The 23567-nt window shown below is 63.6% G+C and carries 23 protein-coding genes; 7 read left to right on the top strand and 16 right to left on the bottom strand.

From position 1 onward, the window contains the following. The first annotated feature begins 162 nt into the window (after positions 1–162). Positions 163–801 (top strand): outer membrane beta-barrel protein, encoded by a 639-nt coding sequence (locus tag AAF481_13760; GenBank protein MEM7482237.1) that lies wholly within the window; start codon positions 163–165, stop codon positions 799–801. Between the two features lie 38 nt (positions 802–839). Here AAF481_13760 and AAF481_13755 read toward each other — a convergent pair whose 3' ends face one another. Continuing rightward, positions 840–1445, bottom strand: a complete 606-nt coding sequence (locus AAF481_13755) for a BON domain-containing protein (GenBank protein MEM7482236.1) — start codon at positions 1443–1445, stop codon at positions 840–842. A 226-nt stretch (positions 1446–1671) separates the two neighbouring features. Here AAF481_13755 and AAF481_13750 point away from each other — a divergent pair, with 226 nt between their 5' ends. Further along, positions 1672–2970, top strand: coding sequence for a carboxypeptidase regulatory-like domain-containing protein (locus AAF481_13750; GenBank protein MEM7482235.1), 1299 nt, complete (start codon positions 1672–1674; stop codon positions 2968–2970). An 82-nt stretch (positions 2971–3052) separates the two neighbouring features. Here AAF481_13750 and AAF481_13745 read toward each other — a convergent pair whose 3' ends face one another. From AAF481_13745 to hemG, 13 genes are all read right to left on the bottom strand, one after another. Further along, a complete protein-coding gene (locus AAF481_13745) occupies positions 3053–4252 on the bottom strand; it encodes a hypothetical protein (GenBank protein ID MEM7482234.1) in 1200 nt (399 codons plus the stop codon). Further along, the gene (locus AAF481_13740) at positions 4249–4920 is read right to left on the bottom strand and encodes a hypothetical protein (GenBank protein ID MEM7482233.1); all 672 of its coding nucleotides are present in this window, start codon (positions 4918–4920) and stop codon (positions 4249–4251) included. Before AAF481_13740 ends, AAF481_13745 begins: the two co-directional genes overlap by 4 nt. Positions 4921–5200: 280 nt before the next feature. Then, complete coding sequence (locus AAF481_13735; protein MEM7482232.1) at positions 5201–6013, bottom strand: hypothetical protein; 813 nt, start codon at positions 6011–6013, stop codon at positions 5201–5203. A 15-nt stretch (positions 6014–6028) separates the two neighbouring features. Further along, positions 6029–6301: a hypothetical protein gene (locus tag AAF481_13730; protein ID MEM7482231.1), complete on the bottom strand. Its 273-nt coding sequence runs from the start codon at positions 6299–6301 to the stop codon at positions 6029–6031. Beyond that, a complete protein-coding gene (locus AAF481_13725; GenBank protein ID MEM7482230.1) occupies positions 6298–6504 on the bottom strand; it encodes a hypothetical protein in 207 nt (68 codons plus the stop codon). The genes AAF481_13730 and AAF481_13725 overlap by 4 nt, the downstream gene beginning before the upstream one ends. Before the next feature lie 21 nt (positions 6505–6525). Beyond that, on the bottom strand, positions 6526–6822 hold the full coding sequence (locus tag AAF481_13720; GenBank protein MEM7482229.1) for a cytochrome C oxidase subunit IV family protein: 297 nt from the start codon (positions 6820–6822) through the stop codon (positions 6526–6528). Between the two features lie 11 nt (positions 6823–6833). Further along, positions 6834–7430, bottom strand: coding sequence for a cytochrome c oxidase subunit 3 (locus AAF481_13715; protein MEM7482228.1), 597 nt, complete (start codon positions 7428–7430; stop codon positions 6834–6836). 9 nt (positions 7431–7439) lie between these two features. Continuing rightward, a complete protein-coding gene (locus AAF481_13710) occupies positions 7440–9221 on the bottom strand; it encodes a cbb3-type cytochrome c oxidase subunit I (GenBank protein MEM7482227.1) in 1782 nt (593 codons plus the stop codon). A gap of 75 nt (positions 9222–9296) precedes the next feature. Beyond that, complete coding sequence (locus tag AAF481_13705; protein MEM7482226.1) at positions 9297–10001, bottom strand: carboxypeptidase regulatory-like domain-containing protein; 705 nt, start codon at positions 9999–10001, stop codon at positions 9297–9299. A gap of 98 nt (positions 10002–10099) precedes the next feature. Continuing rightward, positions 10100–11311 (bottom strand): hypothetical protein, encoded by a 1212-nt coding sequence (locus tag AAF481_13700; GenBank protein MEM7482225.1) that lies wholly within the window; start codon positions 11309–11311, stop codon positions 10100–10102. 49 nt (positions 11312–11360) lie between these two features. Next, positions 11361–11951, bottom strand: coding sequence for a DUF3341 domain-containing protein (locus tag AAF481_13695; protein MEM7482224.1), 591 nt, complete (start codon positions 11949–11951; stop codon positions 11361–11363). Positions 11952–11956: 5 nt separating this feature from the next. Further along, positions 11957–13342, bottom strand: a complete 1386-nt coding sequence (nrfD, locus tag AAF481_13690) for an NrfD/PsrC family molybdoenzyme membrane anchor subunit (protein MEM7482223.1) — start codon at positions 13340–13342, stop codon at positions 11957–11959. 135 nt (positions 13343–13477) lie between these two features. Next, complete coding sequence (gene hemG, locus AAF481_13685; protein ID MEM7482222.1) at positions 13478–14905, bottom strand: protoporphyrinogen oxidase; 1428 nt, start codon at positions 14903–14905, stop codon at positions 13478–13480. Between the two features lie 218 nt (positions 14906–15123). On the opposite strand from hemG, the gene AAF481_13680 reads away from it, so the two are divergent. Then, positions 15124–16512 (top strand): hypothetical protein, encoded by a 1389-nt coding sequence (locus tag AAF481_13680; protein ID MEM7482221.1) that lies wholly within the window; start codon positions 15124–15126, stop codon positions 16510–16512. Positions 16513–16856: 344 nt separating this feature from the next. Here AAF481_13680 and AAF481_13675 read toward each other — a convergent pair whose 3' ends face one another. After that, positions 16857–17108 carry a hypothetical protein gene (locus AAF481_13675; GenBank protein MEM7482220.1) on the bottom strand — a complete coding sequence of 84 codons (252 nt, stop codon included), beginning with the start codon at positions 17106–17108 and terminating at the stop codon, positions 16857–16859. Between the two features lie 260 nt (positions 17109–17368). Between AAF481_13675 and AAF481_13670 the strand changes: the two genes are divergently transcribed. Further along, positions 17369–17956: a hypothetical protein gene (locus AAF481_13670; GenBank protein ID MEM7482219.1), complete on the top strand. Its 588-nt coding sequence runs from the start codon at positions 17369–17371 to the stop codon at positions 17954–17956. A 47-nt stretch (positions 17957–18003) separates the two neighbouring features. Here AAF481_13670 and AAF481_13665 read toward each other — a convergent pair whose 3' ends face one another. Continuing rightward, on the bottom strand, positions 18004–19071 hold the full coding sequence (locus AAF481_13665; GenBank protein MEM7482218.1) for an HD domain-containing protein: 1068 nt from the start codon (positions 19069–19071) through the stop codon (positions 18004–18006). A gap of 245 nt (positions 19072–19316) precedes the next feature. Here AAF481_13665 and AAF481_13660 point away from each other — a divergent pair, with 245 nt between their 5' ends. From AAF481_13660 to AAF481_13650, 3 genes are read left to right on the top strand one after another with little or no spacing between them, the layout of a single operon-like run. Next, on the top strand, positions 19317–21884 hold the full coding sequence (locus AAF481_13660) for a VWA domain-containing protein (protein ID MEM7482217.1): 2568 nt from the start codon (positions 19317–19319) through the stop codon (positions 21882–21884). Then, the gene (locus tag AAF481_13655) at positions 21881–22555 is read left to right on the top strand and encodes a hypothetical protein (GenBank protein ID MEM7482216.1); all 675 of its coding nucleotides are present in this window, start codon (positions 21881–21883) and stop codon (positions 22553–22555) included. The genes AAF481_13660 and AAF481_13655 overlap by 4 nt, the downstream gene beginning before the upstream one ends. Beyond that, a complete protein-coding gene (locus AAF481_13650; protein ID MEM7482215.1) occupies positions 22555–23163 on the top strand; it encodes a rhomboid family intramembrane serine protease in 609 nt (202 codons plus the stop codon). The genes AAF481_13655 and AAF481_13650 overlap by 1 nt, the downstream gene beginning before the upstream one ends. Positions 23164–23567 lie beyond the last annotated feature (404 nt).

Raw genomic sequence — 23567 nt, 5'->3', positions numbered from 1 at the left:
CCAGGCACTTCGGGAATTCGGTGATCGCGGGCAAACTCCCGTTTGCGTGAAATCAAATAGCCTTAAGATCCGTAGAAGGAAGGGGGGTGCTCTCACGGGAGCATTCCCGGGCGAAGCACCAGCGTTCTTTGCCCATCTGACCAATGACATCGGAGAGTACTGATGAACCGTTCAGCACAGTGGAGCCTGGGGCTTTCCTTGCTTCTCGCCGTTCTTGCGGCGCCGACCGCGCTGGCGCAGTCCTTTGAAATCACTCCTTTCGCCGGCTATCGCTTTGGTGGTGAGTTCGACCGCTTCGACAACGATTTCTTCGGCATCGGCCGCGACGTCGAAGTGGACGAAGGAGCGAGCTACGGCGTGATGGTGGACTTTGCCGTCAACCCGGCCGTTGCCGTCGAACTCCTCGCCAGCCGGCAGCAAACCGAACTGCGCCTCGAAGGCGGTATCTTCGAGCCTGACGCGCGACTGTTCGATCTCGATGTGGACTACTACCACGTCGGTGGCCGTTATCAGTGGACGCCGGGCCAGGTGCAACCCTTCGTGGTGGTGAGCGCCGGTGTCACCCAGCTCAGTCCGGACAACGGTGGCAGCGACGAGACCTATTTCTCGGCCAGCTTCGGCGGCGGCGCCAAGATCGCTTTCAGTGACCATGTGGGACTGCGCTTCGAAGGGCGCCTGTTCACCACCGTGGTGGACGAAGAGGATGAGGTGTTCTGTGATCGCCGCTTCTGCTACGAGTACGACGACGGCGAGTACCTCTACCAGGGCGAGGGCATCGTCGGTCTGGTTTTCACCTTCTAGCTGGGGCCAAACGGGGGCCTTCTCGGCCCCCGCGTTTCTTACTCCAGACCCACCCGCAGCAGGTCGATCACCTTGTCGACCCCCGGCGTGGCGCGGGCCGCCTCCATGGCGTAGCCCTTGCGTTCCGCATCCGGCAGCCAGCCGCGCAGGCTGGCGACGCCGTCCGCCACCTCCACTTCGATCTCCAAGCCGAAACGGCCGATCTCGCCGAGGATCCGGCTCTTCAAGCGCGCTTCGACCACCGCGTCGCGCACCTCGTCCTCGGCGGTGCTGACCGCTTCGCTCATCACGCCGGCGCCATCGTCCTGAATCCGCAGGCGGTTGCGCACCTTGCGAATGCCGCGCACCGCGGTGGCCACCTCTTCCGCCAGCTCCTGGCTCGAACGCTCCACCACGGTGCCGTCGAGCACCACCCGGTTGCCGGTCACTGAGGGCTCGATGGTCATCGCGTCGCTGCCGAGCTTGTCCAGCAGAGCGGCGCGTACCTCGGCTTCGAGACGAGCGTTCTCGACCGCTTGATCGGCCGGGGTCGAAGGAGCCGGCGCCGGCCGGAGGCAGGCGCTGAGGAAGAAGGCCGCGAGGGCCGTCACCAGCAGGGCGAAGCGGGTCGCGCATCGCCGTGAGGTTTCTGAGAATCGTTTCATGCTGGACTCCTAGGTCGGTTGGCCGGAGAGGTCACCGGGTAGGAAAAAGTCTACACCCGGCGTTTATCGAGATCGCGGGCCGATCGCGCTTTTTGAAGGTACGGTGCCGCCGCGCGTGAGGCGGCCCGAACCTCGAGTTCCGTCACCGGCCGATCCGGCTCTCGCGGGCGACCGGTGAGTGACCTTTGTGCTCCGCGCGGTGATCGGAGCGCGTCAAGGAGAAACCATGAAACGAATCCCTTACCCTTCCTCAGTTCCCCTCGTCGTCCTTGTCGTCTTTCTCACCCTGATCGCCGGCCCGGCCCTCGCTCTACCGGAGGTCGCCTCGCCGGTCGAGGAGCTACCGGAACCGGAGTCGCCCGGAACCATTACCGGCTTCGCCTACGGCGGCGCCAACTCTTCCGAACTGCCCTGGGGCGCGCCGGTCGCGGCGCTGCTGGTTGAAGTACAGGACGGCGAAGGCGATGTGGTGGCCAAGGCCGTAACCGACGGTGACGGAGCCTATTCGGTCTCCGGCCTCAAGGAAGGGAGTTACCTGGTGTCCGCGACGGAGAGCGAAAGCGGGGCGTCCGGAGCCTACGGCGTGGATGTCGCCGGGGGGACTGCCACCGTTCTCAACTTCGTCTTCGACGAGCGGCGCGACAGCCCTGTGATAGGCGTTCCCGCCGCCCGGCTGCTGCGCCGGGGGGAAGCCAATCCGGACCCGATGGAGAACGGGGTGGTGGACCTCGAAGACCTTGTCTTCGTGCGCAGCGAGATGGGGGCAAAGGCCGATGCCGGCCGCCGCGACGCGGATCTGGACGACAACGGCCGGGTCGATCATGCGGACCTGGCCCTGGTGCATTCTTCCTTCGGACAAGTGCTCCTCAACGCCGAGACGACCTTCGCGGCGGACGTCGCGCCGGGCGGGAGTACCTGTCAGGTGGCGGGCGGCATCGCCATCCAGTCGCAGTCCGGCCACACCACCGGCACCCTGAAGGCGATGGAAGGCGGTGTGGTTCGCTTCGAGGTCATCGACGACAGCGGGACGGCAACCTCCCCACAGATTGGGGGTCTGGTGTTCGATGACGATCCCGACGCCCCGAGCTACGTCGACATCTCCCTGGCGGACGGCCGTATCCTCGGCGGTGAAGTCGGTCTGGCGGTGACCTTCGACGCCGATCCGGACTCGACCTACATCGGGCGCGGCTCTGTTTCCGAAGGCTATGTCGCTTTCCGGCCCGGTGGGTTCGGCGGCTATCGCTTGGCGAGCGTGAGCGGCGAGCTCCAGGTCGGCAGCGTCCGGGTCGCCTACGCTTGCGACGAAGACAACGATCCGAAGGAGGACAAGGCGTGCGAGACCAAGCAGGTGCCGCGCGGGTCCGCTCAGTGCAGTCTCGGCGGTACGGCCTGCAAGACCAACGGCGCCGCCTGCGCCAAGAACGGCGGCTGCAAGACCTGCCACGACAGCACCGTGACCTACTACCACCCGAACAACCCGAACAGGCCCATCGGCACCAAGTGCACGGGGTGCTCCTGCTTCTAGGGAAGCAGGAACTCCACGGCCTCGGCGCGAGCTGGAAAGGCGCGCCGGGGCCGAGAGGTTGCTCCTGCAGCCTACGATCTACTCAGTCTTCCAAGATGAAGAACACGTCCGTTGTCCAGAAGGACTTTCTATCGCTTCCCGGACTCTCCCAGGCCCGACCCCAATAGCGAAACTCATTGCCGTGCTCGTCCGTTCTTCGACTTGTCACAAACTGGAATCCGAGTCGCGCAATGGCTAGGTCGCGCAGGGTGAAGAGCTCTCCGGGCTGGCTGATGGCGTCGTGATTGTGGTCGATCCAAACGCCGAGATTCTTGAAGAAGGCGTCGCCGGAATCGATCCATCCATTCTCGTTGCCGCCGAGGTCGGCGAGATCGAACTCGGCTAGGGCTTCGTATCCGTGAGCCGTTCTTGCCCCCGTGAGGAGAGTGCGGCTGGCATCACCGAAGAGTTCGATGCCGTTTTCAAAGCCTCGAGTTCTCGTCCGGTTCCGGAATAGGAACCCATCGCCGGAGCCTCGCTCGGTCCAGCCTATAGACTCCAAGGCCTGGTCCCCGTCGATGTCGAAGGCCACGGGGTCCGCCAGTCCGGTGAGACGAAATCCACGGCCATCGAGGTCGAGGATGATCGGTGAGCCTCCACCTTGGTTGCCGCAACCCTGGTCGCCGCCGCAGTCTTCCTCGAACTCTTCTTGGTCATTGGTATTGATGGCATCGGCTTTCGCCTTCTCGGCGGAGGTGATTTCGTGGTCGGTCAGGAGGTTGCCGCTGGGGCTAACGCGGATACCGCCCATGATCGCGGTGTCGCAGCCATCGTTGTGTCCTAGCCCTAGATAGTGACCCAACTCGTGAGCGATCGTGTCGTTGATCGCATCGGCACTATGGGTGCAATTTACGGTGACGCCACCAGAGGTGTAGGAATCCCATATGGAGATCTCGTAGGTACTACCATTGAATGCTCCGCAGGCAGGCCTTTTCCCCTCTAGATACTTGATAGTGATCCGATCTTCAGATCCGCCAGGACCCTCGCTGAAGTAGGGCCAGTCGTTTGCTATGAATCCGTTGTCATGACCGTTGCAGTCGTTCCAGGCCGCCAGTCCAGCTCGGATCCCGTTTTTGATCTTTGCGGGATAGGAATTGCTGAACCCGATGGATGCAGTTCGAGCCGTACTGTAGCTGCCGTTGACGGGTGCTGTGTTGCATTGGGCTTGGCTTCCAACCGGCACCGAGATCGCGAGGGAAGCCCCGAGAAGAACCAGAGATCGAAGACGCGAATGTCGAGTCAAGGACGGTCCTCGGTGAGATTTCGAAGCCAGCCAAGGAAGCTCTCACTGTCGCGGCCTTCCCATTCGGGGTGAGCGATCTGGAATTTCTTCGGAAGGTGAACTCCCTCCGAAGAGTCGAGTAGGACAACCTGACCCTCTTCCAGTCGTCCCAGCGGCTCTCGCGGGGTCACGATGTCGTCGGGATTCACTTTCAGGAAATTCTGGATAAGGAGGAGTCGATCACTGAGCGCAAATGGTCCTTCCAGCGCTGAGGTCTCACGACAGACTCGGTCACCCTTGAACCTGAAGTCTGCTTGTCGCGAGCGAACAAAATGTACTCTGCCGACGGAAAGAGGGCCCCGCAGCACTTCCTCTGTTTCGAGGCGATAGAGGGTCATGGGATTTCCAAAGGAGAATCCCGGACTAGAGCCGGTGACCGTGCCGATGAAGACGTAGTCCGACTTCTGTATGGAAGTCGGGAGATCGAGGTAACTCGTGCTCCCTCGTCCGATTTCAACGGCGGGGTGACACTCTCCGGACTTTGCAGACTCTAGGGTGGATGTGAGCATCTCGCGATCACCCGACCGAAGAAGTGAGTTCTCTAGAGCGTGATCCGCCGCGGACTCCAGGTGAGCCGCCGAAACCCAGCCTGGATACTCGCCAGAGCCGGGATTGTAGATATCCGGCATCGGATCCGCCGCTGGCTGCTGGCTCGCCAACGGGCTGGTACTGAGCCATAGGAACACGAGAGCGGCAGCGATCTTGGAAGTGCGATGCAAGAGTTCTCCTTGTGAGCGGCTTGAGGCCCGTATCCAGCTCAACTTTATTTTGAAATATCATCAAAACTGATATACGCAAGTTGGATGCTTCGTCGAGGGGCTTTAGAGCCAAACGCACTTCGGCCCGAGGGATCGCCGGCGACTTGCCGGTTCGTCCTCGGGCCGAAAAGGGCTTCGCTGGGCTAACCGATCAGTTCCAGAAGTCGTCGCCGCCTTCGGCTTCCTCGGCCTTGAGGGCGACCTGCTCGTCCATCCAGGTGTCGTATTCGTCCTGCGGCAGGATGGTGAGGAAGCCGCGCATGCGGTAGTGGCCGAGGCCGCAGAGCTGGGCGCAGGCGATCTCGAAGTTGACGTCGTCTTTGCCCTCGCGCTGGCGGAATTCGGCGGTGGTCATGGTGGGCTCGAACCACAGCGGAATGGCGATGCCCGGTACGGCGTCCTGCTTCACCCGCATCTCGTTGAGCATGAAGCTGTGGATCACATCCTTCGACGACAAGGTGATGATCGCCGGTTTGTCCACCGGCAGGTAGAGCTGGTTGATGGTGGTCACGTCGTCGGCGCTATTGGGGTCGTCCGAATCGAGGCCGATGGGATTGGTGGCCGTGTCGACCAGTTCGACGTCGGTGCGTCCGTAGACGCCGTCCGGACCTGGATAGTGGACGTTCCAGGCGAACTGCTCGCCGATCACCCGCGCCACGATCGCCTCGTCCTCGGCCGGGAAGTCGTCCACCCGGTCGGACCACAGGGGAATGGAAAAGCCCACCAGCAACAACGCTTCGATCACCGCCACGGTGATCTCCAGCCACTTGCCGCTCTTGGTCTGGATGCCGGTGTAGCTCGCCTTGGGGTTCTTGCCGCGGCGGAAGCGCACCAGCAAGTACACGAAGAAGATGCCCCAGCCGACGAACAGCGCGGCCATCAGCCAGTGGACGATGAGGGTGACCTGGTCGAGGGCGGCTCCGTGGGCGGATGCCACCTCCGGCAGACCGAGTAGAGTTTCCATCGTTCGAACTCCTCCTTACCTCGACTCGACCAGTCGAAGGCCTCGCTGGGGTTCCTGAAGACGCTGAGCCCGGCGGCGCAGCAGCAGGAACAGGGTCAGCCCGCCGCCGATCATGGCGTAGAGCAAACCTCCGAGGAAAATGATCGACCAGCGCGCTCCGTCGATGACGGGCTCTTCCGCCTCGCCGTAGCACACCGGACAGGCCAGCAGGTCCCCGGGCCACAGGAAAAGGGCGGCTATCACCAACACCGTCGTCGTCGCGGCACGCGCCTTCCTATTTGTGCTCATAGATAGTCCACGTCCTTGGTCTTCTTGAGAAACCACGCGCCGTAGGCGCCCAAAGCCACCACCGTCAGCAGGCTGCCGAGGGCGAGCACCAGGTAGATGGTGCCGGAGCCGGCCCGGTAGGCGCCCACGCTCCACAGTCCGATCACCGCCGACAAGGCGGTGGCGAGAATGACGAAGACGACGTGGAAGGCTTTGAGGTTCAAGGATTCGTTTCCAGCAGTGTCTTACAGAGTGATGCGATCCATGTCCGTGAAGTAGGGCACGATCAGAACGAAGATGAAGAACAACACCGTCAAGGCCATGACGGCGTAGATCAGCTTGCGTTCGGAGATTAGGTGCATGAAGAAGCAGGCCACCAGCGAGCCCTTGGTCAGAGCGACCACCAGCGCCAGGGCGATCGCCGGACCGGTGGGCAGATCCAGGTAAGAGATGCCCACCGTGATCACCGTCAGGACCATCAGGCTGACAAACACCAGGATGTAGGTGCGAACCTGCTTGTCGATATCGTGTTCGGTCGCCATTGCGTCGCCTCCTACAGCAGGTAGAGAACCGGGAACAGGAAGATCCACACGAGGTCCACGAAGTGCCAGAACAGGCCCGACGCCTCGACCCGGTTGATGAACTGCTGCGGGGCGGTCTTCCACATCTTGGCGCCAGGGCCCCACAGGTAGGCGTTCATCGCCGCGCCGCCCACTACGTGCAGGCCGTGCAGGCCGGTGAGCGTGAAGTAGATGGCCAGGAAGGTGTTCGTTTCGGGGAGGTAACCGTGGTGGATCTTCGACGAGTACTCGATGTACTTGATCACCAGGAAGCCCAGGGCGCAGAGGATCGTCAGCCCCATGTACAGGCGGTATTTGCCGAAGTCCTTGCGGATCAGCGAGGCCCAGGCCATCACCATGGTGACGCTGGAAGAAATCAGCACCACGGTGTTCAAGGTGGCCAGCGGTACGTTGAGGATCTCGGAACCCACGGGCCATTCATCGGCCCCCACCCGCAGCAGAATGTAGGCGGCGAACAGGGCACCGAAGAGCATCACCTCGGAGGCCAGAAACAGCCAGATGCCGATCTTGACGTTGTTCAAGCCGGTGTCCGGCCGGGCGTCGACGGTATAGGGAATCGCTTCGGACATCGTGGGCTCCTATCCGCCCGCCGGCTGGGCTTCGGCTTCGCCCGGCGGAGGTGTGGTCTGAGTGGGCTCGAACTGCGGCGAGTAGTCCTTGTCGGCTCCCGGCACGCTGTATTCATAGGGGTTGCCGTAGACCACCGGCTCGGTGGCGAAGTTGCCGTGCGGCGGTGGTGAAGGTGCCGCCCACTCCAGAGTGGTGGCGTGCCACGGATTCTCCGACACCGCCTTTCCCTTCTTGAGGCTCAGGAAGAAGTTGATGATGAAGGGAATCTGGAAGATCGCCATCAGCCAGGCGGAGACCCCGATCATCAGGTGGAGATCGAGTGTTTCCTGGGCGTGGGCGTAGATCGAGCCGCCGTCATAGAGGCGCCGCTGCATACCGGCCATGCCCTGAACGAACATCGGCAGGAAGATGCCGTTCATGCAGATCAGGCTGCCCCAGAAGTGAATCTTGCCCAGGGTCTCGTTCATCATTCGGCCGGTGGCTTTGGGATACCAGTAGTAGATGCCCGCGAACAGGCCGAAGATGGTGCCCGGCGCCACCACGTAGTGGAAGTGGGCGATCACGTAGTAGGTGTCGTGCAGGTGGATGTCCGAGGCCGATAGCCCGAGGGGAAGCCCGGTCAGTCCTCCGATACCGAACATCGGTAGGAAGGCGACAGCGAAGAGCATCGGTGTGTTGAACCGAATCGAGCCGCCCCACAGGGAAAAGATCAACGCCGTCAAGATGATCACCGATGGAATCGAGATGATCATCGTGGTGGTCTGGAAGAAGGCGTTCATGAAGCTGCCCATGCCGGTGATGAACATGTGGTGCGCCCACACGATGAAGGACATGAAGCCCAAGAAGATCACCGAGTAGACCAGCGACTTGTAGCCCCACAGGGGCTTCCGGGTGTTGTTGGCGATCACTTCGGCGACGATGCCCAGGGCCGGCAGGATCAGCACGTAGACTTCCGGGTGGGCGAGGAACCAGAACAGGTGCTGCCACAGAAGCGGGCTGCCGCCGCCGGAGTTCTGGAGCACTTCGCCGGACACCACCAAACCGGAGGGCATGAAGAAGCTGGTGTCCATCAGGCGGTCCATCAACTGCATGAAGCCGGCCGCCTCGAGCGGCGGGAAGGCCAACAGCAGGAGGAAGGCCGTCACGAACTGCGCCCACACGAAGAAGGGCAGCTTGAAGAAGGTCAGGCCATCGGCGCGGAGCTGGATGATGGTGGTGATGAAGTTGACCGCGCCGAAGAGCGACGAGGTGATCAGGAGCACCATGCCCAAAAGCCAGAATGTCTGACCGGACGAGGCGATGTTCGCCAGCGGCGGGTATGAGGTCCAGCCGGACTGGGCGGCGCCGCCGGGGACGAAGAAGCTGGCGACCATTACCAGGCCGCCCATCAGGTACACCCAGTAGCTCATCATGTTGAGGCGCGGGAAGGCCATGTCCGGCGCGCCGATTTGGAGCGGTACCACGTAGTTGCCAAAGCCGCCGACGGCCAGCGGCACGACCCCCAAGAACACCATGATGGTGCCGTGCATGGCGCCCAATTGGTTGTAGAACTCCGGCAGCATGATGCCGCCGGGCATCTTGTCCTCTCCGAAGAGTGAGCCGAGGATGGGGAGCGCTTCGCCCGGATAGGCGAGCTGCCAGCGCATCAGCATCATCAGGCAGAAGCCCATGAGCAGGAACAGCAGGCCGGTGATGGCGTACTGGATTCCGATGACCTTGTGGTCGACGGAGAATACGTATTTACGCCAAAAACCGAGCTCCGGGTGGTGCTCGTGTGAGTGGTCAGCCATGGGTACCGCCCCCTTCCATCTGCAATCAACCGAAAGCCGGCCGCCGGGTGCTCAGCCGGGGCCGGCCACGGAGCACTATTTCTTCGGAACTTTGAAGGTGAAGTCGGCGGAGGCGGCGCCGTCCCCGACGGTGACCTTCGAACTCTGGGTACCGAGCCTCTCGTGCCAGGCCGAAATCTCATAGGTGCCGGCCGGCAGATCCTCGATGGTGAACTTGCCGTCCTTGCCGGATACGGCGAAGAAAGGGTGGCTCATCACCGCCGCGTAGGACTGCATCCACGGGTGGACGTCGCACTTCACCGGGAACACCGGCTCCGGCTTGTTGAGTACCTGGTCCTTCGAGGTCACGCTCGCCGGCATGCCGATGTTGAACTCGCGGTTTTCCTTCGGCAGGCCGTGGACGTTGTGGAGAATGCCATCGGAGTTCTTGAACTGCAGGGTCTGGCCGGCCATCACGCCCACCACGTGGGGCTCGTAGAGGCAGCCGACCTGGTCGATCACCACCGGCGTGGATGGCGGTTTGTAGTCTCCGGGCGGTGGATTCTTGACCTGCACGAAAACGTTGGCCAAGGCATTGTTGTCGCCCAACACCAGGATCTCCGGATACACCGGGCTGTCGTGCTTGGCGGCGCAGGCCGGGTCCGCATCCATCCTCAGGGGCTTCAGGTTCGGTACTCGGTCGTCATAGACGATGGTGCCCGTCACCGAACCGGCGAAAGCGGCCGGGGCGACGGCGAGTAGGCTCAAGACGATGGTGGCGATGAAAAGTCGTTGCAGCATAGGTCCTCCTAGGGATCGCGTAAGTTCGCTCATGGCCTGGGATTTCCAAGCACCGGTGAGAGGGTGCAAGGTCCGGGCCCCGATGTCATGAGTGCCGACTACATGTTTTCGAAGGCTAGCGATTCGGCCAGTCGAGGATCACGCACCGGCACCAGAGCCCGCCGCCGCAAGAGCAGGCCGAGGGTGCCCAGGAACAGGCCTCCCACCGCCAGCCACGCCGCAATGTCCAGGAGGCCGAGCCCCGTGGCATGTGGATGAGCTACGGGCATCACCAGCCAGTATAGGTCAACGAAGTGCATCACCAGCAGCCACAGGGCGCCGATCAGAAGGGGCGAGCGGCGGCGCTTGGTGTGTCGCGAAACGAGGTACAGGAACGGGATCACGAAGTGGCCGACGACCAGCAGTACCGTCCAAGGCCGCCAGCCATGCTCCAGCCGATGGGCGAACCAGAGGGTCTCCTCCGGGATGTTGCCGTACCAGATGAGCATGTACTGGGAAAAGCCGATATAGGCCCAAAACACCACGAACCCGAAGAGCAGCTTGCCGATGTCGTGGAAATGCTCGGTGGTGACCACTTCGGTGAGGGCGCCGGAGCGCTGCAGGCCCATGGTGAGCACCACCAACACCGCGAGAATCGCCACCACGCAGCCGGCGAAGAAGTAGACCGGGAAGATGGTGGAGTACCAGTGCGGATCCAGCGACATCAGCCAGTCGAAGGCGGCAAAAGACTGGGTCAAGGCGTAGGCCACCAGGGCCGGCGCGCTCAGGGTCTGCAGGCGGCGAGTGATGGATACGTCGCCGCTCGAGTCCTGGGCGATCGACCGGCGGCGGAAATAGATTGCGAGCGCCGTCCAGGTCGCCAGATAGATCACCGCCCGCACGGTGAAAAACCCCTCGTTCAGGTAGCCGGTCTTGCCCTGGAGGATGGGGTCCGCCGCCACCACGTCGGCGTGGGTCCAGTGGTAGAGATCGTGGGCGCCCAAGAAGATCGGGATGAACAGCAAGGCGAAGAGCGGCAGCGTGCCCATCAGGTCTTCCGCCAAACGCCGCACCACGGTGCTCCAGCCGGCGCGGGTCGCGTGCTGCACCAGGACGAAAAAGAGCCCACCCAGGGCGATGCTCAGGAAGTAAAGGTAGGCCACCAGATACGAGAAGTAGAAGTCGTGGCCGTGGCCGTGGGCGAGTACCGCCGTCAGCACGCCGCCGATGATCGCCAGGGCGAAGCCGACCACCGGCAAGCGCTTGACCCAAGATTCCGGAAGGTCGACTTCAGCTGGGTTCAGGGAGTCGCTCGTCATGGCTTCAGACATGGCGTCTCCTCAGGAGTCGTCGACCGAGCGGGCATCATCGCCGGAGCCATCATCGGCCGTCCCCGTCGATCCACTCGACGTGCTGGGCACCGAGATCCCGCAGCATCTGGATCGTTTCGTCGCCCTGGAATTTCGCGTCGTCGGCCTCGATGGAGATGAAGAAGCGGTCGTCCCCCACCCGTTCGAAGCGCTCCGAAGTGAACAGTGGGTGGTGGTGGCGCGGCAGTTTCGACATCGAAAGGAAGCCCAAAATGGCGCCGGCGGCGCCCCCGAGCACCCCGCACTCGAACATGATCGGCACGAAGGCGGGCCAGGAAAAGAGCGGTTTGCCGCTGATCACCAGCGGGTAGAGGGAGGTCGAAACCAGCCACTGCATGTGCATTCCCACGGCGGCTCCGCCGAGGCCCATGATCAGCACGAACCAGCCCACCGGCGAGGCCTTCAAGCCCATCGCCTTTTCGAGGCCGTGCACCGGGAAGGGGGTGTGGGCGTCCCAGGCGGAAAAGCCGGCGTCCCGCACGCCCTCGCAGGCGTGGTAGAGGGTCCCCGGGTCGTCGAACTCGGCCAGCACACCGTAGGCACCGCCGAAAGCAACCGGGGTGTCGTCGGCGACGGTCTGGGCGGTGAGGGGAGCGGTCATGGGATTCAGTGTGGCTTCGCTTCCGGCAGAACGCCCTTGACTTCCGAGATGGCGACCATCGGCAGGAAGCGGACGAACAGGGTGAACATGGTGAAGAACAGGCCAAAGCTGCCGAGGAAGGTGAGGGTGTCCCACAGGGTCGGAACGTAGTACCCCCAGCTCGACGGCAGGAAGTCGCGGTGTAGCGAAGTCACCACGATCACAAAGCGCTCGAACCACATGCCGATGTTGATGAAGATCGACACGATCAAGAGCAGCACGATGTTGGTGCGTGCCTTGCGGAACCAGAAGAGCTGCGGCGAGATCACGTTGCAACTCACCATGATCCAGTAGGCCCAGGCATAGGGACCGAAGGCGCGGTTGATGAAGGCGAACTGTTCGTAGGGATTGCCGCTGTACCAGGCGATGAAGAACTCGATGCCGTAGGCGAAACCGACGATGCTGCCGGTCAGCAGCATCAACTTCGCCATGCGGTCGAAGTGAAGTAGCGTCACCAATCCCTTGAGCTTGAAGACGACGCGGCAGAACACCATCAGCGTCACCACCATGGCGACGCCGGAGAAGATCGCGCCGGCCACGAAGTAGGGCGGGAAGATGGTGGTGTGCCAGCCCGGGAGCTGCGAGGTGGCGAAGTCGAAGGACACCACCGAGTGCACCGACAGCACCAGCGGCGTTGCCAGGCCGGCAAGGAGCAGATAGGCCCGCTCGTAGTGCAGCCACTGGCGGTGCGAGCCGCGCCAGCCGAGGGCGAAGAAGCCGTAGAGCAGGCGGCGGATTCTGGTCTTGGCGCGATCGCGCACCGTCGCCAGATCGGGCACCAGGCCGAGGTACCAGAACAGCACCGACACGGTGCCGTAAATCGACACCGCGAACACATCCCACATCAGCGGGCTGCGGAATTGCGGCCACATCGCCATCTGGTTGGGGATCGGCAGCATCCAGTAGGCGAGCCACGGGCGGCCGATGTGGATGCCCGGGAAGATCAGGGCGCACATCACCGCAAAGATGGTCATCGCCTCTGCGGTGCGGTTGATCGAGGTCCGCCAACGCTGGCGGAAGAGGAACAGGACCGCTGAGATCAGGGTGCCGGCGTGACCGATGCCGACCCAGAAGACGAAGTTGACGATCGGGAAGCCCCAGCCCACCGGCACGTTATTGCCCCAGATGCCAATGCCCTCCCAGAACAGCCAGGCGATGCTGACCCCGAGAAGCGAAAGGAGGGAGAGGGAGATGGCGAGAACGACGTACCAGCCGACCGGTGGCTTCCACTCGATCGGCCGGCTGACCGTTTCGGTGATGCCGCGAAACGTCGCGTCGCCAAGAACCAAAGGAGGCCGCTGCTCGATCGGATCAATACGAGCAGTGATCGGTTCGATGTCGGCGACGGCCATTCCGATTCTTATCCGAGATCTAGTCTCGGATGTCTTTACCATTGTAAATTTTCGATAGGACAGTTTTACATCGGCATCCCGCGGCGTCAAGGCGCAGTCCGTCGAGGCAGCGCCGCGACGAGCGCCGCCGAACCCTCAGCGGGGGCTGTGGCGTATCGCTTTGGCGGTTGCCGCGGCGCTCGCGACGCAGTCCGAAAGGCCCACTCCGTGGAAGGCGCTGCCGGCGAGATAGAGGCCCGGCTCGGCGCGCCGGGTGAGTTCCGTCACCCGCTGTCGGTGGCCGACTTCGTACTGCGGGTAACCCTGCGGCCAGCGATGGATTCGCGCCATCACCGGCTCGGCGGTGAGGCCGAGGAGATCCCCTAGTTCGGCTCTCGCGAGAGCCAGCAGGTCGCCCTCTGGCAGCTCGGCCCACTGCTCGCCACGGAGTCCGCCAACGAACATCCGCAGCAAGACATGGCCGGCCGGCGCCCGATGATCGAACTTTGTGGAGGTCCAGGTCGAAGCGACGATCCGCCGGCCTTCCTGGGCCGGCACGAAGAAGCCGAATCCATCGAGCGGGCGCGGCAGGTCCAGCTCGCGATAGCCGAGGGAAACCACCGCCGCGGACACCGCGCGCAGCTCTCCGAGGCCCTCAGCTAGGGCCGGGTTCCCGGAGGCCGCCAGACGAGCGGCGACGGCGGCCGGAACCGCCAGCACCACCGCGTCGGCGTCGAGGGAAGGCGCTCCGTCACGATGCACCCGCCAGCCGGCGCGGAGGCGCTCGATTGCGGTCACCGGCTGACCCGTCGAGAGGGTCACTCCCGCCTGCTGCAGCCTGCGTTCGAGTGCCTCGGTGAGACTGCCGACGCCCTCGCGCAGAGACCAAAACATCGGCTCCGGCGGCGGTGAGCCTGGTGTGGAGAGGTGGATGCCTGCAAGCCTCGGTGGTGCCCCCGGGCGGCGCCGGAGGCCGCGGACCAAGCTGCCGTGGCTGCGTTCGAGCTGCGCAAAACTCGGGAAGGTGGCCTCCAGGCTCAGGCGCTCCGAGTCGCCGAGGTAGATCGCCGCCAACTGCGGCTCCGCCAAAGTAGCGAGGGCTTCACGGCCGAAGCGCCGGCGGACAAAGCTCGCCAGGCTCTCATCGGTCGTTGCCCGGCGGGCCGGAATCCACGGTTCCAGGGCGACCCGCAGGCGTCCGGCAACGGACAACAAGGGCGACTGGAAAAACGGTTTCCAGCGGGTCGGCACCATCATCTGGAGTCCTTCCGGCAGCGGCACCAGCCGGCCCTGGCGAACTAGGAACACGCGCCTCTTGTGGTCGTTGCTCGGCACAAGTTGGTCCGCCAGGCCAAGCTCATCTACCAGTTCGAGGGCATCGGACTTCTGGCGCAAGAACGAGTCCGGGCCGCCTTCGACAAGGAACCCGTCAAAGCGTTCCGAAAGCACCTTGCCGCCAAAGCGCGGCGACCCTTCGACGAGGCAAACGCTTGGAAGGCGAGAGTCCTGAACGGAAAGGCTGCGGGAGAGGAAGTGAGCGGTCGCGAGGCCGCAGATTCCGCCTCCGACAATAACGACATCCATGGCGGGTGAGGACGAAGAGTTGCCCGGAATAGAACCGGATCAGGCCCGAAGGTTCAAGGGTTTGAATGGCCGGCAGCATAGCAGAGGGGAAGGTAGCGTCCTTGCTCCCGGCAGAAGGTATCGATACCATGTGAGCACTTCTTGATAGAACTTCGACTTTCCTTTGTCGTATGAATGACTGTGTGAAGGTTCGGTCATATAGTTCGGGAGATGTGTGCATGAATTCAATGCGGGAGCATCCCATCGTGGAGCTGGATCGGTTGATCCGGGGCAGTGCTTCCAAGGCGGAGCGGTCCCGCGCCATTCGTCACCTGTTGGCGGGTTGCCCGAGCTGTGCCGAACGGATCGCTCGCGAAGTCGGCTGGGAAACCGCTCGGGGCACGGCTCTACCGGCGGATCTGGTGGATGAGTCTGCCTGGCACAGAGCTCGTTCCCGCAAGGCTGAGCGAGCCGACGCGGAACGTATCGAAGCGGTGCTCGAACGGCTCTCCGTCGATGTGGCGTCGTGGGTCGAGGATGTACGGCAGGAGGCCAGGGGCACCGCCGCTCTCGCCGAGGCGCTGGCCGAGGGCAAACTCTCCAATCCGCTTGAGCACCTGGATGCGAAGTCCGTGCGGCAGCGGCGCAGCCTCTGCGAGCAACTGATCGAGCGGAGTATCGCGGCTCGTCAAGAGGATCCCAAAGTCACCCTGCGGTGTGCCGAGATGGCGATGGCCATTGCCGATGATGCCCTTGCCGACGGCGAGGCGGCACAGTTCGCCGAACTGCGGGTTCGAGTGTGGTCCGAACTGGGTAACGCACGGCGCATCAGCAACGACCTCGCCGGTTCCGACGCGGCCTTTGCCAAGGCCGGCCGCTACCTAGACGAACTGCCTCAGTGCGATCCGCTCCTCAAGGCGGAGTACCTTTCCCTGTTGGCCTCGCTTCGGGACTACCAGCGTCGCATGAAAGAAGCCCTGACCCTGCTGCGTCAAGCGGCGGTGATCTACCAGCGCCACGGTAGCGACGATGCGATGGCGAAGGTGCTCATCAAGGAAGCATCCATCCTCGCCAAGGCCGGCGAAGTCGAACAAGGACTCCAGGCCGTTTGGAGCGGTTTGCAGCGCATCGGGCCGGATGCCGATCTGTCCCTCGTGATGAGCGGTATCCAGAACCTGCTCCATCTGATGATCGACCGTGGGGCCTATGGCGAAGCCGCTCATTTGGTAGACGCAGTGGAACCTCTCTATCGCCGTTTCGCCGGCCGCATGCTCGGCCTACGACTCGATTGGCTCAAGGCGCGGATCGACCTCGAAACGAAGGGTCCGGAGGCGGGAGTGCGGTCTTTGGAAGCCGTTCGGCAGCGCTTTCTGGATCACGACCTACCGTTCGAAACGGCGGTGGTCTCCCTCGATCTGGCTCAGGTCTTTGCCAGCACAGGCGACACGGTACGGCTACATGAGACCGCTCGGCAGATGATTCCCATCTTTCAGCAACTCGATGTCACCCGCGACTTGATTGGCATCCTCGCCACGCTGCGCGCGGTCAGTCTTCGGCAAGAGGCGGCGCTCACCTTGATCGAGCGCTTGCGGCAGGGTCTCGGTGTAGCAGCGTTTCAGCCGCTCTAGCCTCTCGCTTGGGGTCGCCGTTTAGGGATGCCGGCTAGCGCGGACGTCTGCGTCAACTACCCAAACTCTCCGCGGTGCCAGACGATCTCCTCTGAAAAAGAAAGAACGGCCGGTCGCCTTCTCGCTGCGACCGGCCCTTGGGCCTGCTCGAGGGGCGCTGGTTTCCTGGCCTGCCTTTCTCACCGACAACCTACTGCGAGGCCGTAGGTCACTGAGTCTGCTGTGTTATCCGCAGAACCTCTCCTCGATGTACTGACAGTACGCCTTCGTCGCAGAACCCGAGGTTGCGTTGCATTTTCAGTGACCTACGGCCTCTCGCTACGGTCGTCGGCGAGAAATCCAGGCTAACCGTCAGGATCCATGGTCGCGCCGGTGTCGTCCTCGGCGGGCGGTGCCGGCGGATCGGCCTTCGACGCGCCGTCCATCTGCTCCACCGCCCAATCGAGAATGCGGCTGAACCAGCCGTGCCCTTCCGGTCCGGCCTGGTCAAACGCAGCGCCGGCTCCCCGCTCCGCGGGGGCCGCCGTCAACGGTGCGGCAACGAGCAACGCTGCCGCGATCAAGCACACCCATATCCACATACTTCGGCGATTCATAGCAAATCTCCAATGTTGTTCAACGTTATGCGTAAAAGATTCGCGGAATATAACGTAAGTACATACAAGTGTCTACGGGTGGGTCTGCATGGCTCGAGGGGCATCGCCGTGATCCACCGGTCCCGATGGGAGTGCAGGGGGGTAGGCGGCCGGCCGATTCGCTCTGCGGTAGCCTTGGACTTCGCTGCTGCTGACGACCGCTCACCGACATGCCCTCCGAGACTCCCCGTCGCCCCGCTCTTCGCCTCGGCGGTTGTCTGTTGGCGTCGGCCGTTGTGATCGTCGTCGGCCTACTGATCCTGAGTTGGCTGGTCGAGACCCCGACGCCGGGAGTGGACCTTGCGCCGGATCTCGACGCCTATGCGTGGGAGAAGTTGGAGGCGGACGGGAGACTAGAGAAAGGCGAAGAGGTTCTCGCCTTCTACGACCTCACTCGATCCTTGGACGGAAGCCATGCGGTGGTGGTGACCGAGCGGCGGCTGTTGCTCTTTCGAGGAGATCGCGAGCAGTTCTTGCGCTGGGGGCCGGACAGCACCGTCCGCCGCCTCCCCAGCAGCGAAGGTGCCACCCGAATTCAGGCCGGCGGCGAAGGTGCCACCCGAACTCCCGGCGAAGGCGCCACTCGAATCGAAGGTGCCACCCGAATTCAGGCCGTCCAGCCCGGCGAAGGTGCCACCCGAATCGAAGGTGCCACCCGAATTCAGGCCGTCCAGCCCAGCGAAGGTGCCACCCGAATTCAGGTGATCGGCAGCGGCGGCGTGATCACCTTCGAGGTCGCCGACGGCCACGGGGTGGGCCGTCTGGAACAAGCGATGCGCCGAGCGATGGCTACAGCGTCGCCGCGCTGAATTCGGGTGGCTCCCTCCGGGAGGCTCCCTGGGTAAGGGATTGGCGATCAGTCGAAAAGGGTCGAGGTGGCCTCTGCCGTCGGCGAGGGCTCGGCAGCGTCTTCGGCGCTGGCGTCTTCGGTTGCGGCCTCTTGCGCTGGGTCGGGTGGGTTGGGAGAGACCACAACATGGCGTCCGAGGCCGCGGTGCCACACCATGCCGCTTTCGTCGGTGCGATGGCGGAGGAAGAAATTGAGCTTTGAGTCCAGATCGTCGATGAAGTGGAGAACGATGGCCTCAGGCGTTGATGGTTCCACCGGCGAGGAGTACTCCTTGCGCCCCTGGTGGGAGAGCACCAGATGTTCGAGCTGCAATTGGAGGTCGGCGGGGACATCGGGAATCGCCCGGCAGGCTTCACGCACCATGTCGCGGCCCATTACCACGTGGCCGATCAAGCGGCCTTTCATGGTGTAGTCGTTGGCGGGCATGGCGCCGAGCTCATCGAGCTTGCCGAGGTCGTGGAACAGCACCCCGGCGAGCAGCAGGTCTCGGTTGAGGCTGCCGGGGTTCAGTGTTCCGTAGTGCGCCGCCACGGCGTCGGCTAGTTCGGCCATCGAAACGACGTGTTCGAGCAGACCGCCGCGATAGGCGTGGTGCATGGCCTTGGCGGCTGGATGCACCCGTAGGCGTTCGCCCCATCGGTCTAGCGACCAGGCGGCGAGCGCCTTGAGAGCAGAGTCGTCCAGGCTCGACATGAGTGCCTGCAACCGACCATACATCTCGTCGATGTCGTGGCGGGTCGAAGGGATGAGCCGTCCTTCGTCGAAGCCGAAGCGCCGGTCTTCCTCGGTGGCCTTCCGGCACTCGTCAACGGTCAGTTGGAGCTGATCCCGATACTCCTTGACCAGACCTCGAAAGGCGACGAAGTCGTGGGCCTCGAATTCGGCGGTCAGGGCGGCGCTGTCGCTCCAGATCTTGCCGGCCATGGATGCCGTTTCGTCAGCGATCTCGAGGTCGATGAAGGTCTTGCCGTTGCGGTCCTCGCGCACTTCTTTGCGAGTGACCAGGGCAAACCCCTGGACTCCGTCCCCGGATTGCCAATCGATGATCGGTTCGTTTTTGCGAAATTGACCCATGGTCTTCCTCCGGGGTGAGTGTATCCGAGCGACGACTGGTATCTTTGGCAACCGGGGCGCGGTGGCCGCCGTACCTGATTAGACGGCGTTGCCGTGCCCGCGGATCGGTAACCTCCGACGTTCCTTCGATGCTTCGCGTAGTTCCGCGTGTACTCCCACGAGGTGCCTCTATGACTTCATTCCGTTCACCCCTTGAAGCGCTACTTCTTTCGAATGGTTGGCGCGCCCCCTGGCGGCCCACCGTGATGACGATCTTGCGGGTCGGTTTGCTGGGACTGCTGTCGGTTCCACCGGCGTTAGGCCAGGTGGCCTTGCCGGAGGCGGACTTCGCCCTGTGGAGCGACAACCAGCGAGAATTCTTCACCGAGGGTCCCGCCCTGCTGTTGACGGCGGAGGAGCGCGAGCGCATCGCCGGCCTCGACGATGCCCGACGGCAGAACGAGATTCTCTCCTTCGTGTCCACGGATCCGCTTCCGTCGACTCCGCTGAACGAACTCGCCGAGGGCATCGAACGCCGCCGACAGTTGGCGCGCGGGGAGTTTCTTTCCCCGCGGGATGTGCGGGCGCAGCTCCTGTTTCTCAACGGGCGTCCCGTTTTGCGGGATGTGATCGAGTGCGGCATCGTCCTCAAACCGCTCGAGATCTGGACCTTCGGTGGCACTCCCGAGCAGCCGGCGGATCTCAAAGGCGGCACCTCGGTGGTGGTTTACCAGCCGCAGCCCGATGCCCCCTGGCGGCTGTGGGTGCCGCTCGATTCCAAGCGGGTGCTCTACACACCGGAGATGGAGAGTTTTCTCGAGCAGCTACATCAGTTCCAGGGCGCCAACCCACGCTTTCGGCTGGACATCCGCACTTGCCGAGCGGTGAAGCGGCTGGACAAGGTGACCGGCGTCAAAGCGCTTCTCGGGTACGACAAGAACCGCCCCCTGGCGGAGTCCTATTCGCGTTTCTTGGATCCGCCCAGAGATCTGGCCGCTTGGGCGCGAGAGGCGGCCGCCACGGCGCTGCCGGAATTGCCCGGCCGCCTTGCCGTCGAGGATCTCGTGGTGACCTTCCCGGAGCGCCAGTCTCAGCGCACGGTGGCCCGCGCTCGCATCACTCTGCCCCCGGAATCGGGCATCGAGCTGGCGACGGCGAGCGAGGAGGAGGGCGGCCGACCGGAGCTGCGGCTGTTGATGGAAGGCGTGGTGGAACTCGACGGTGAGCCCTTCGACTCCTTCCGCGTGCGCTTCCGCCAAACCGATCCGTCCCTCGACACCCCGATCCTGCTGGTCCTCGACCGCGCTCTGCGGGCCGATCGCGAATACGTGATGCGCCTGCGCCTGCGGGACGAGGTCAGCCTGCGGGAGGTGGATCTTTCCGCTGGTTTTCGGGTGCCGCGGGAGGCCGACGGCTCGGCCGAAGAAGCGAAACCGGAGGGTGTGGTCGAGCTACTGGCGGACGGGCGCGGAGCTGTGGGCCCGGATGCGCTGCTGCTCACGCCGCCGGAGGAAGACGTCACCGTCGGCTTGTGGCGCACCGAAGCGCTGATCAGCGGAGACCGCATTCGGAAGGTCACCTTCTTCGTTGACGGCGAGCCGCAGCTCACCCGTAGCCGTCCGCCCTTCGGGGTGGAGCTGCGTTTGGCTCAGGTTCCTCGGGAGCAGACCGTGCGGGCTGAGGGCTACGACGACAACGGCGAGATGGTCGCCTTCGATGAACTGGTCGTCAACCAGGTGCGAGGAGCCTTCGCGGTGCGCCTGGTCTCTCCCGTTCAAGGATTCGAAGGCAGCGGCATGGTGGAGGTGCGGGCGGAAGTGGTGGTACCCGAGGCGCGGCGGGTGGAAACCGTCGAAATACGCTTCGGCGATCAGGCCGTCGCCACCCTGACCGCTCCCCCCTGGACCGCCCAGGTCGAAGTGCCACCGCCAACGGAGGGTGACCTACAGTACGTCTCCGCCGTCGCCATCCTCGACGACTCGCGCAGCGCCGAAGCGGTGCGGTTTCTGAACGCGCCGGATTTCGTGGAAGAGGTCGACGTTAACCTGGTCGAGCTCTATGCGGCGGTTCTCGATCGCACCGGCCGGCCGGTGCAGGGCCTCCAGGAGTCCGATTTCGAAGTGTTTGAAGACGGCCGGCGGCAGGAGATCCGCAAGTTCGAGCAGGTCATTAGTCTACCCCTGTCGGTGGGCGTGGTGGTGGATATGTCCGGCTCCATGGCGGACTCCATCGGCCAGGCCCAACAGGCCGGGAAGGACTTTATCGAAGAAGTCTTGAAGCCCGGTGACCGCTGCTTCGTGATGGGCTTCGCCGACCGGCCGGATCTGCTGATGGCGCCGTCCGACGACGCCGAGGCGTGCCTCTATGGCCTCGACGGCCTGACCGCCATCGGTGCCACGGCCCTGCACGACGCGGTGGTCAGCAGCCTGTACTACTTCCGCGGCGCGCGCGGCCAGAAGGCGTTGGTGCTGTTGTCCGACGGCGACGATTCGGCGAGCAACATCTCCTTCGACATCGCCGCGGAGTATGCTCGGCGCAGCGGAGTAGCGATCTACGCCATCGGCTTCCGGGTGGGGCCGCTGGCCGTCAACGTCCGGCAGAAACTGGGACGCCTGGCCGAAGATACCGGTGGACGCACGTTCTACGTCAGCACCGCGGAGGAACTGAAGGAAGTGTACGACCAGATTGAAGACGAACTGCGCAGCCGGTACCTGGTGGCCTTCTCCTCCGACCGGCAAAGCTCCGCCGGCGAAGAGAACGAATTCCGGGAGGTGGAACTGAAGGTCAAGAAGCGGGGCCTCAAAGTGCGCACCATGCGCGGTTACTCGCCGTGAAGCGATGGGTTCGAAGGGCGGCCCTCGCCATCACCGCCGCCGTCGCTATGGCTGGCACCCTGGCGGCGGCCGGCGGAGCGCCGACGGAGCTGGAGCTGGATGGGGTGAACGGGCGCTACAGCAACCCCGGGGTGACCGTCGAGCCGGAGAGTCAGGGGCCGGTCCGCTTGAAGCTGACCTCGCCGAGCAACTCCCTGTGGCTGGACTCGAATCTGGTGACCCTCGAACCGTTGGGTGACGGCGAGCATCGAGCGCGCCTGGAGGTGACCTTTCACGGCGAAGGTTGGCTGGTAGCGGAACTAGATACCGGCGCCGGCGCGAGTCCCTTCGAGGACCGGGTGGTCGTGCCCTCCCAGAGCCTAGAGATTGCCGGCCGGTTGCGCCTCACCCGCCGCGGCGACGGCTACGACATCGTTCCCCTGGAAATCCCTGAGACGGTACCCGTGCGCTTCGAGAGCGGAGTAGCGCAGAGCCTGCTATCGATCTGCCGCGGCCTCGCCGCCCTGCCGATCATGCCGATCGACTGCCGCATGATCGAACGTGCACTGACCCGCGCGGATTTGCCGCTGCCGGAGGCCGGTGAGGTCTTTCGCCTGCCCGACGCCCAGCTCACCGAAGATGACCGCCGCCGCCTGGATGCCTACCTGGCCAGCGCCGAGGGCGGGAGTTGATGCTGCAGCGCGCTCCTCTGACGGCGTTCTTCATCGCCTCGATCGTTCTGGCGTTCCTGCTCGACGCCGGCTTGCGCCTGGTCGGGTGGGGCGATGTCCTTTTCCAGCTCGGCGCCAACTTCGGGCCGCTGGTGGCGGAAGGCCAACTGTGGCGGCTGTTCACCAGCATGTTCCTCCACGGAGGGATTCTTCATCTGGCGGTCAATGCCTGGGCGCTCTACCAGTTGGGAGCCCTGGTCGAGATCTGGATGGGCAAGGGGAGGTTGGCCCTGGTGTACCTAGCGACGGGTTTGGCGGGCTCCTTGGCGAGTGTCTTGTGGAATCTTTTCGGTCAGGCCGAGCCGCGGCCGAGCGTGGGAGCGTCCGGCGCCATCTTCGGTCTGTTGGGCACGTTGATCGCCTTTCTGGTGCGCCGCCGCGATCGCCTGCGGCCGGAGGCCAAGAGTCTGCTCTTGAACCTCAGCTTCTGGGCCGCCATCAACATTTTCTTCGGTCTGAACGTCGACGTGATCGACAACGCGGCCCACATGGGCGGCATGATCACCGGCTTCGCCATCGGCTGGTTCCTCCAGCCCCGCCGGCTCCTCCGCGAGCCCCCACCCTCCTAACCACCCAGGTACCACCCGAATTCAAGGACAATCTTCTAGGCACCACCCGAATTCAAGACCCTCGCTCGACGCGCGCCGAATCATCTTGGATTCGGAGGAGACTCAGCCCGCGAACGGAGTATCTCTCAGTGGAGCGAGCGATGTTCGTCCCGTTCGGCGTCTCCTTGGACATGATGCCTAGATCATTACTCTACGTACCCCAAAAAGGTGGCCTGTTCATGGTCACCTCACGCACAGTTCACGGTCGATTTCTCCTACGTCCCAGCGTTCGGCTCAACGACCTGATCGTGGGAGTCCTCGGCAAGGCACAGCGTAAGTACGAGGTGGCGATTCATGCTGCTGTCGTTCTCTCCAACCACTATCATCTGTTGATTTCGGTGCGTGATGCAGAGCAACTTGCTTCG

This window comes from Acidobacteriota bacterium, assembly GCA_039030395.1.
Taxonomy (GTDB): Bacteria; Acidobacteriota; Thermoanaerobaculia; order Multivoradales; family JBCCEF01; genus JBCCEF01.
Note: the sequence above shows the minus strand (reverse complement) of the source record. Positions and strands in the feature narration are given on the sequence as shown.

What these genes read in the sequence shown, in the direction of transcription:
- AAF481_13760 (MEM7482237.1), top strand. Translation starts at nt 163, where the DNA reads ATGAACCGTTCAGCACAGTGGAGCCTGGGGCTTTCCTTGCTTCTCGCC.
- AAF481_13755 (MEM7482236.1), bottom strand. Translation starts at nt 1,445, where the DNA reads ATGAAACGATTCTCAGAAACCTCACGGCGATGCGCGACCCGCTTCGCC.
- AAF481_13750 (MEM7482235.1), top strand. Translation starts at nt 1,672, where the DNA reads ATGAAACGAATCCCTTACCCTTCCTCAGTTCCCCTCGTCGTCCTTGTC.
- AAF481_13740 (MEM7482233.1), bottom strand. Translation starts at nt 4,920, where the DNA reads ATGCCGGATATCTACAATCCCGGCTCTGGCGAGTATCCAGGCTGGGTT.
- AAF481_13735 (MEM7482232.1), bottom strand. Translation starts at nt 6,013, where the DNA reads ATGGAAACTCTACTCGGTCTGCCGGAGGTGGCATCCGCCCACGGAGCC.
- AAF481_13730 (MEM7482231.1), bottom strand. Translation starts at nt 6,301, where the DNA reads ATGAGCACAAATAGGAAGGCGCGTGCCGCGACGACGACGGTGTTGGTG.
- AAF481_13720 (MEM7482229.1), bottom strand. Translation starts at nt 6,822, where the DNA reads ATGGCGACCGAACACGATATCGACAAGCAGGTTCGCACCTACATCCTG.
- AAF481_13715 (MEM7482228.1), bottom strand. Translation starts at nt 7,430, where the DNA reads ATGTCCGAAGCGATTCCCTATACCGTCGACGCCCGGCCGGACACCGGC.
- AAF481_13710 (MEM7482227.1), bottom strand. Translation starts at nt 9,221, where the DNA reads ATGGCTGACCACTCACACGAGCACCACCCGGAGCTCGGTTTTTGGCGT.
- AAF481_13705 (MEM7482226.1), bottom strand. Translation starts at nt 10,001, where the DNA reads ATGCTGCAACGACTTTTCATCGCCACCATCGTCTTGAGCCTACTCGCC.
- AAF481_13700 (MEM7482225.1), bottom strand. Translation starts at nt 11,311, where the DNA reads ATGTCTGAAGCCATGACGAGCGACTCCCTGAACCCAGCTGAAGTCGAC.
- AAF481_13695 (MEM7482224.1), bottom strand. Translation starts at nt 11,951, where the DNA reads ATGACCGCTCCCCTCACCGCCCAGACCGTCGCCGACGACACCCCGGTT.
- nrfD (MEM7482223.1), bottom strand. Translation starts at nt 13,342, where the DNA reads ATGGCCGTCGCCGACATCGAACCGATCACTGCTCGTATTGATCCGATC.
- hemG (MEM7482222.1), bottom strand. Translation starts at nt 14,905, where the DNA reads ATGGATGTCGTTATTGTCGGAGGCGGAATCTGCGGCCTCGCGACCGCT.
- AAF481_13680 (MEM7482221.1), top strand. Translation starts at nt 15,124, where the DNA reads ATGAATTCAATGCGGGAGCATCCCATCGTGGAGCTGGATCGGTTGATC.
- AAF481_13675 (MEM7482220.1), bottom strand. Translation starts at nt 17,108, where the DNA reads ATGAATCGCCGAAGTATGTGGATATGGGTGTGCTTGATCGCGGCAGCG.
- AAF481_13665 (MEM7482218.1), bottom strand. Translation starts at nt 19,071, where the DNA reads ATGGGTCAATTTCGCAAAAACGAACCGATCATCGATTGGCAATCCGGG.
- AAF481_13660 (MEM7482217.1), top strand. Translation starts at nt 19,317, where the DNA reads ATGACGATCTTGCGGGTCGGTTTGCTGGGACTGCTGTCGGTTCCACCG.
- AAF481_13650 (MEM7482215.1), top strand. Translation starts at nt 22,555, where the DNA reads ATGCTGCAGCGCGCTCCTCTGACGGCGTTCTTCATCGCCTCGATCGTT.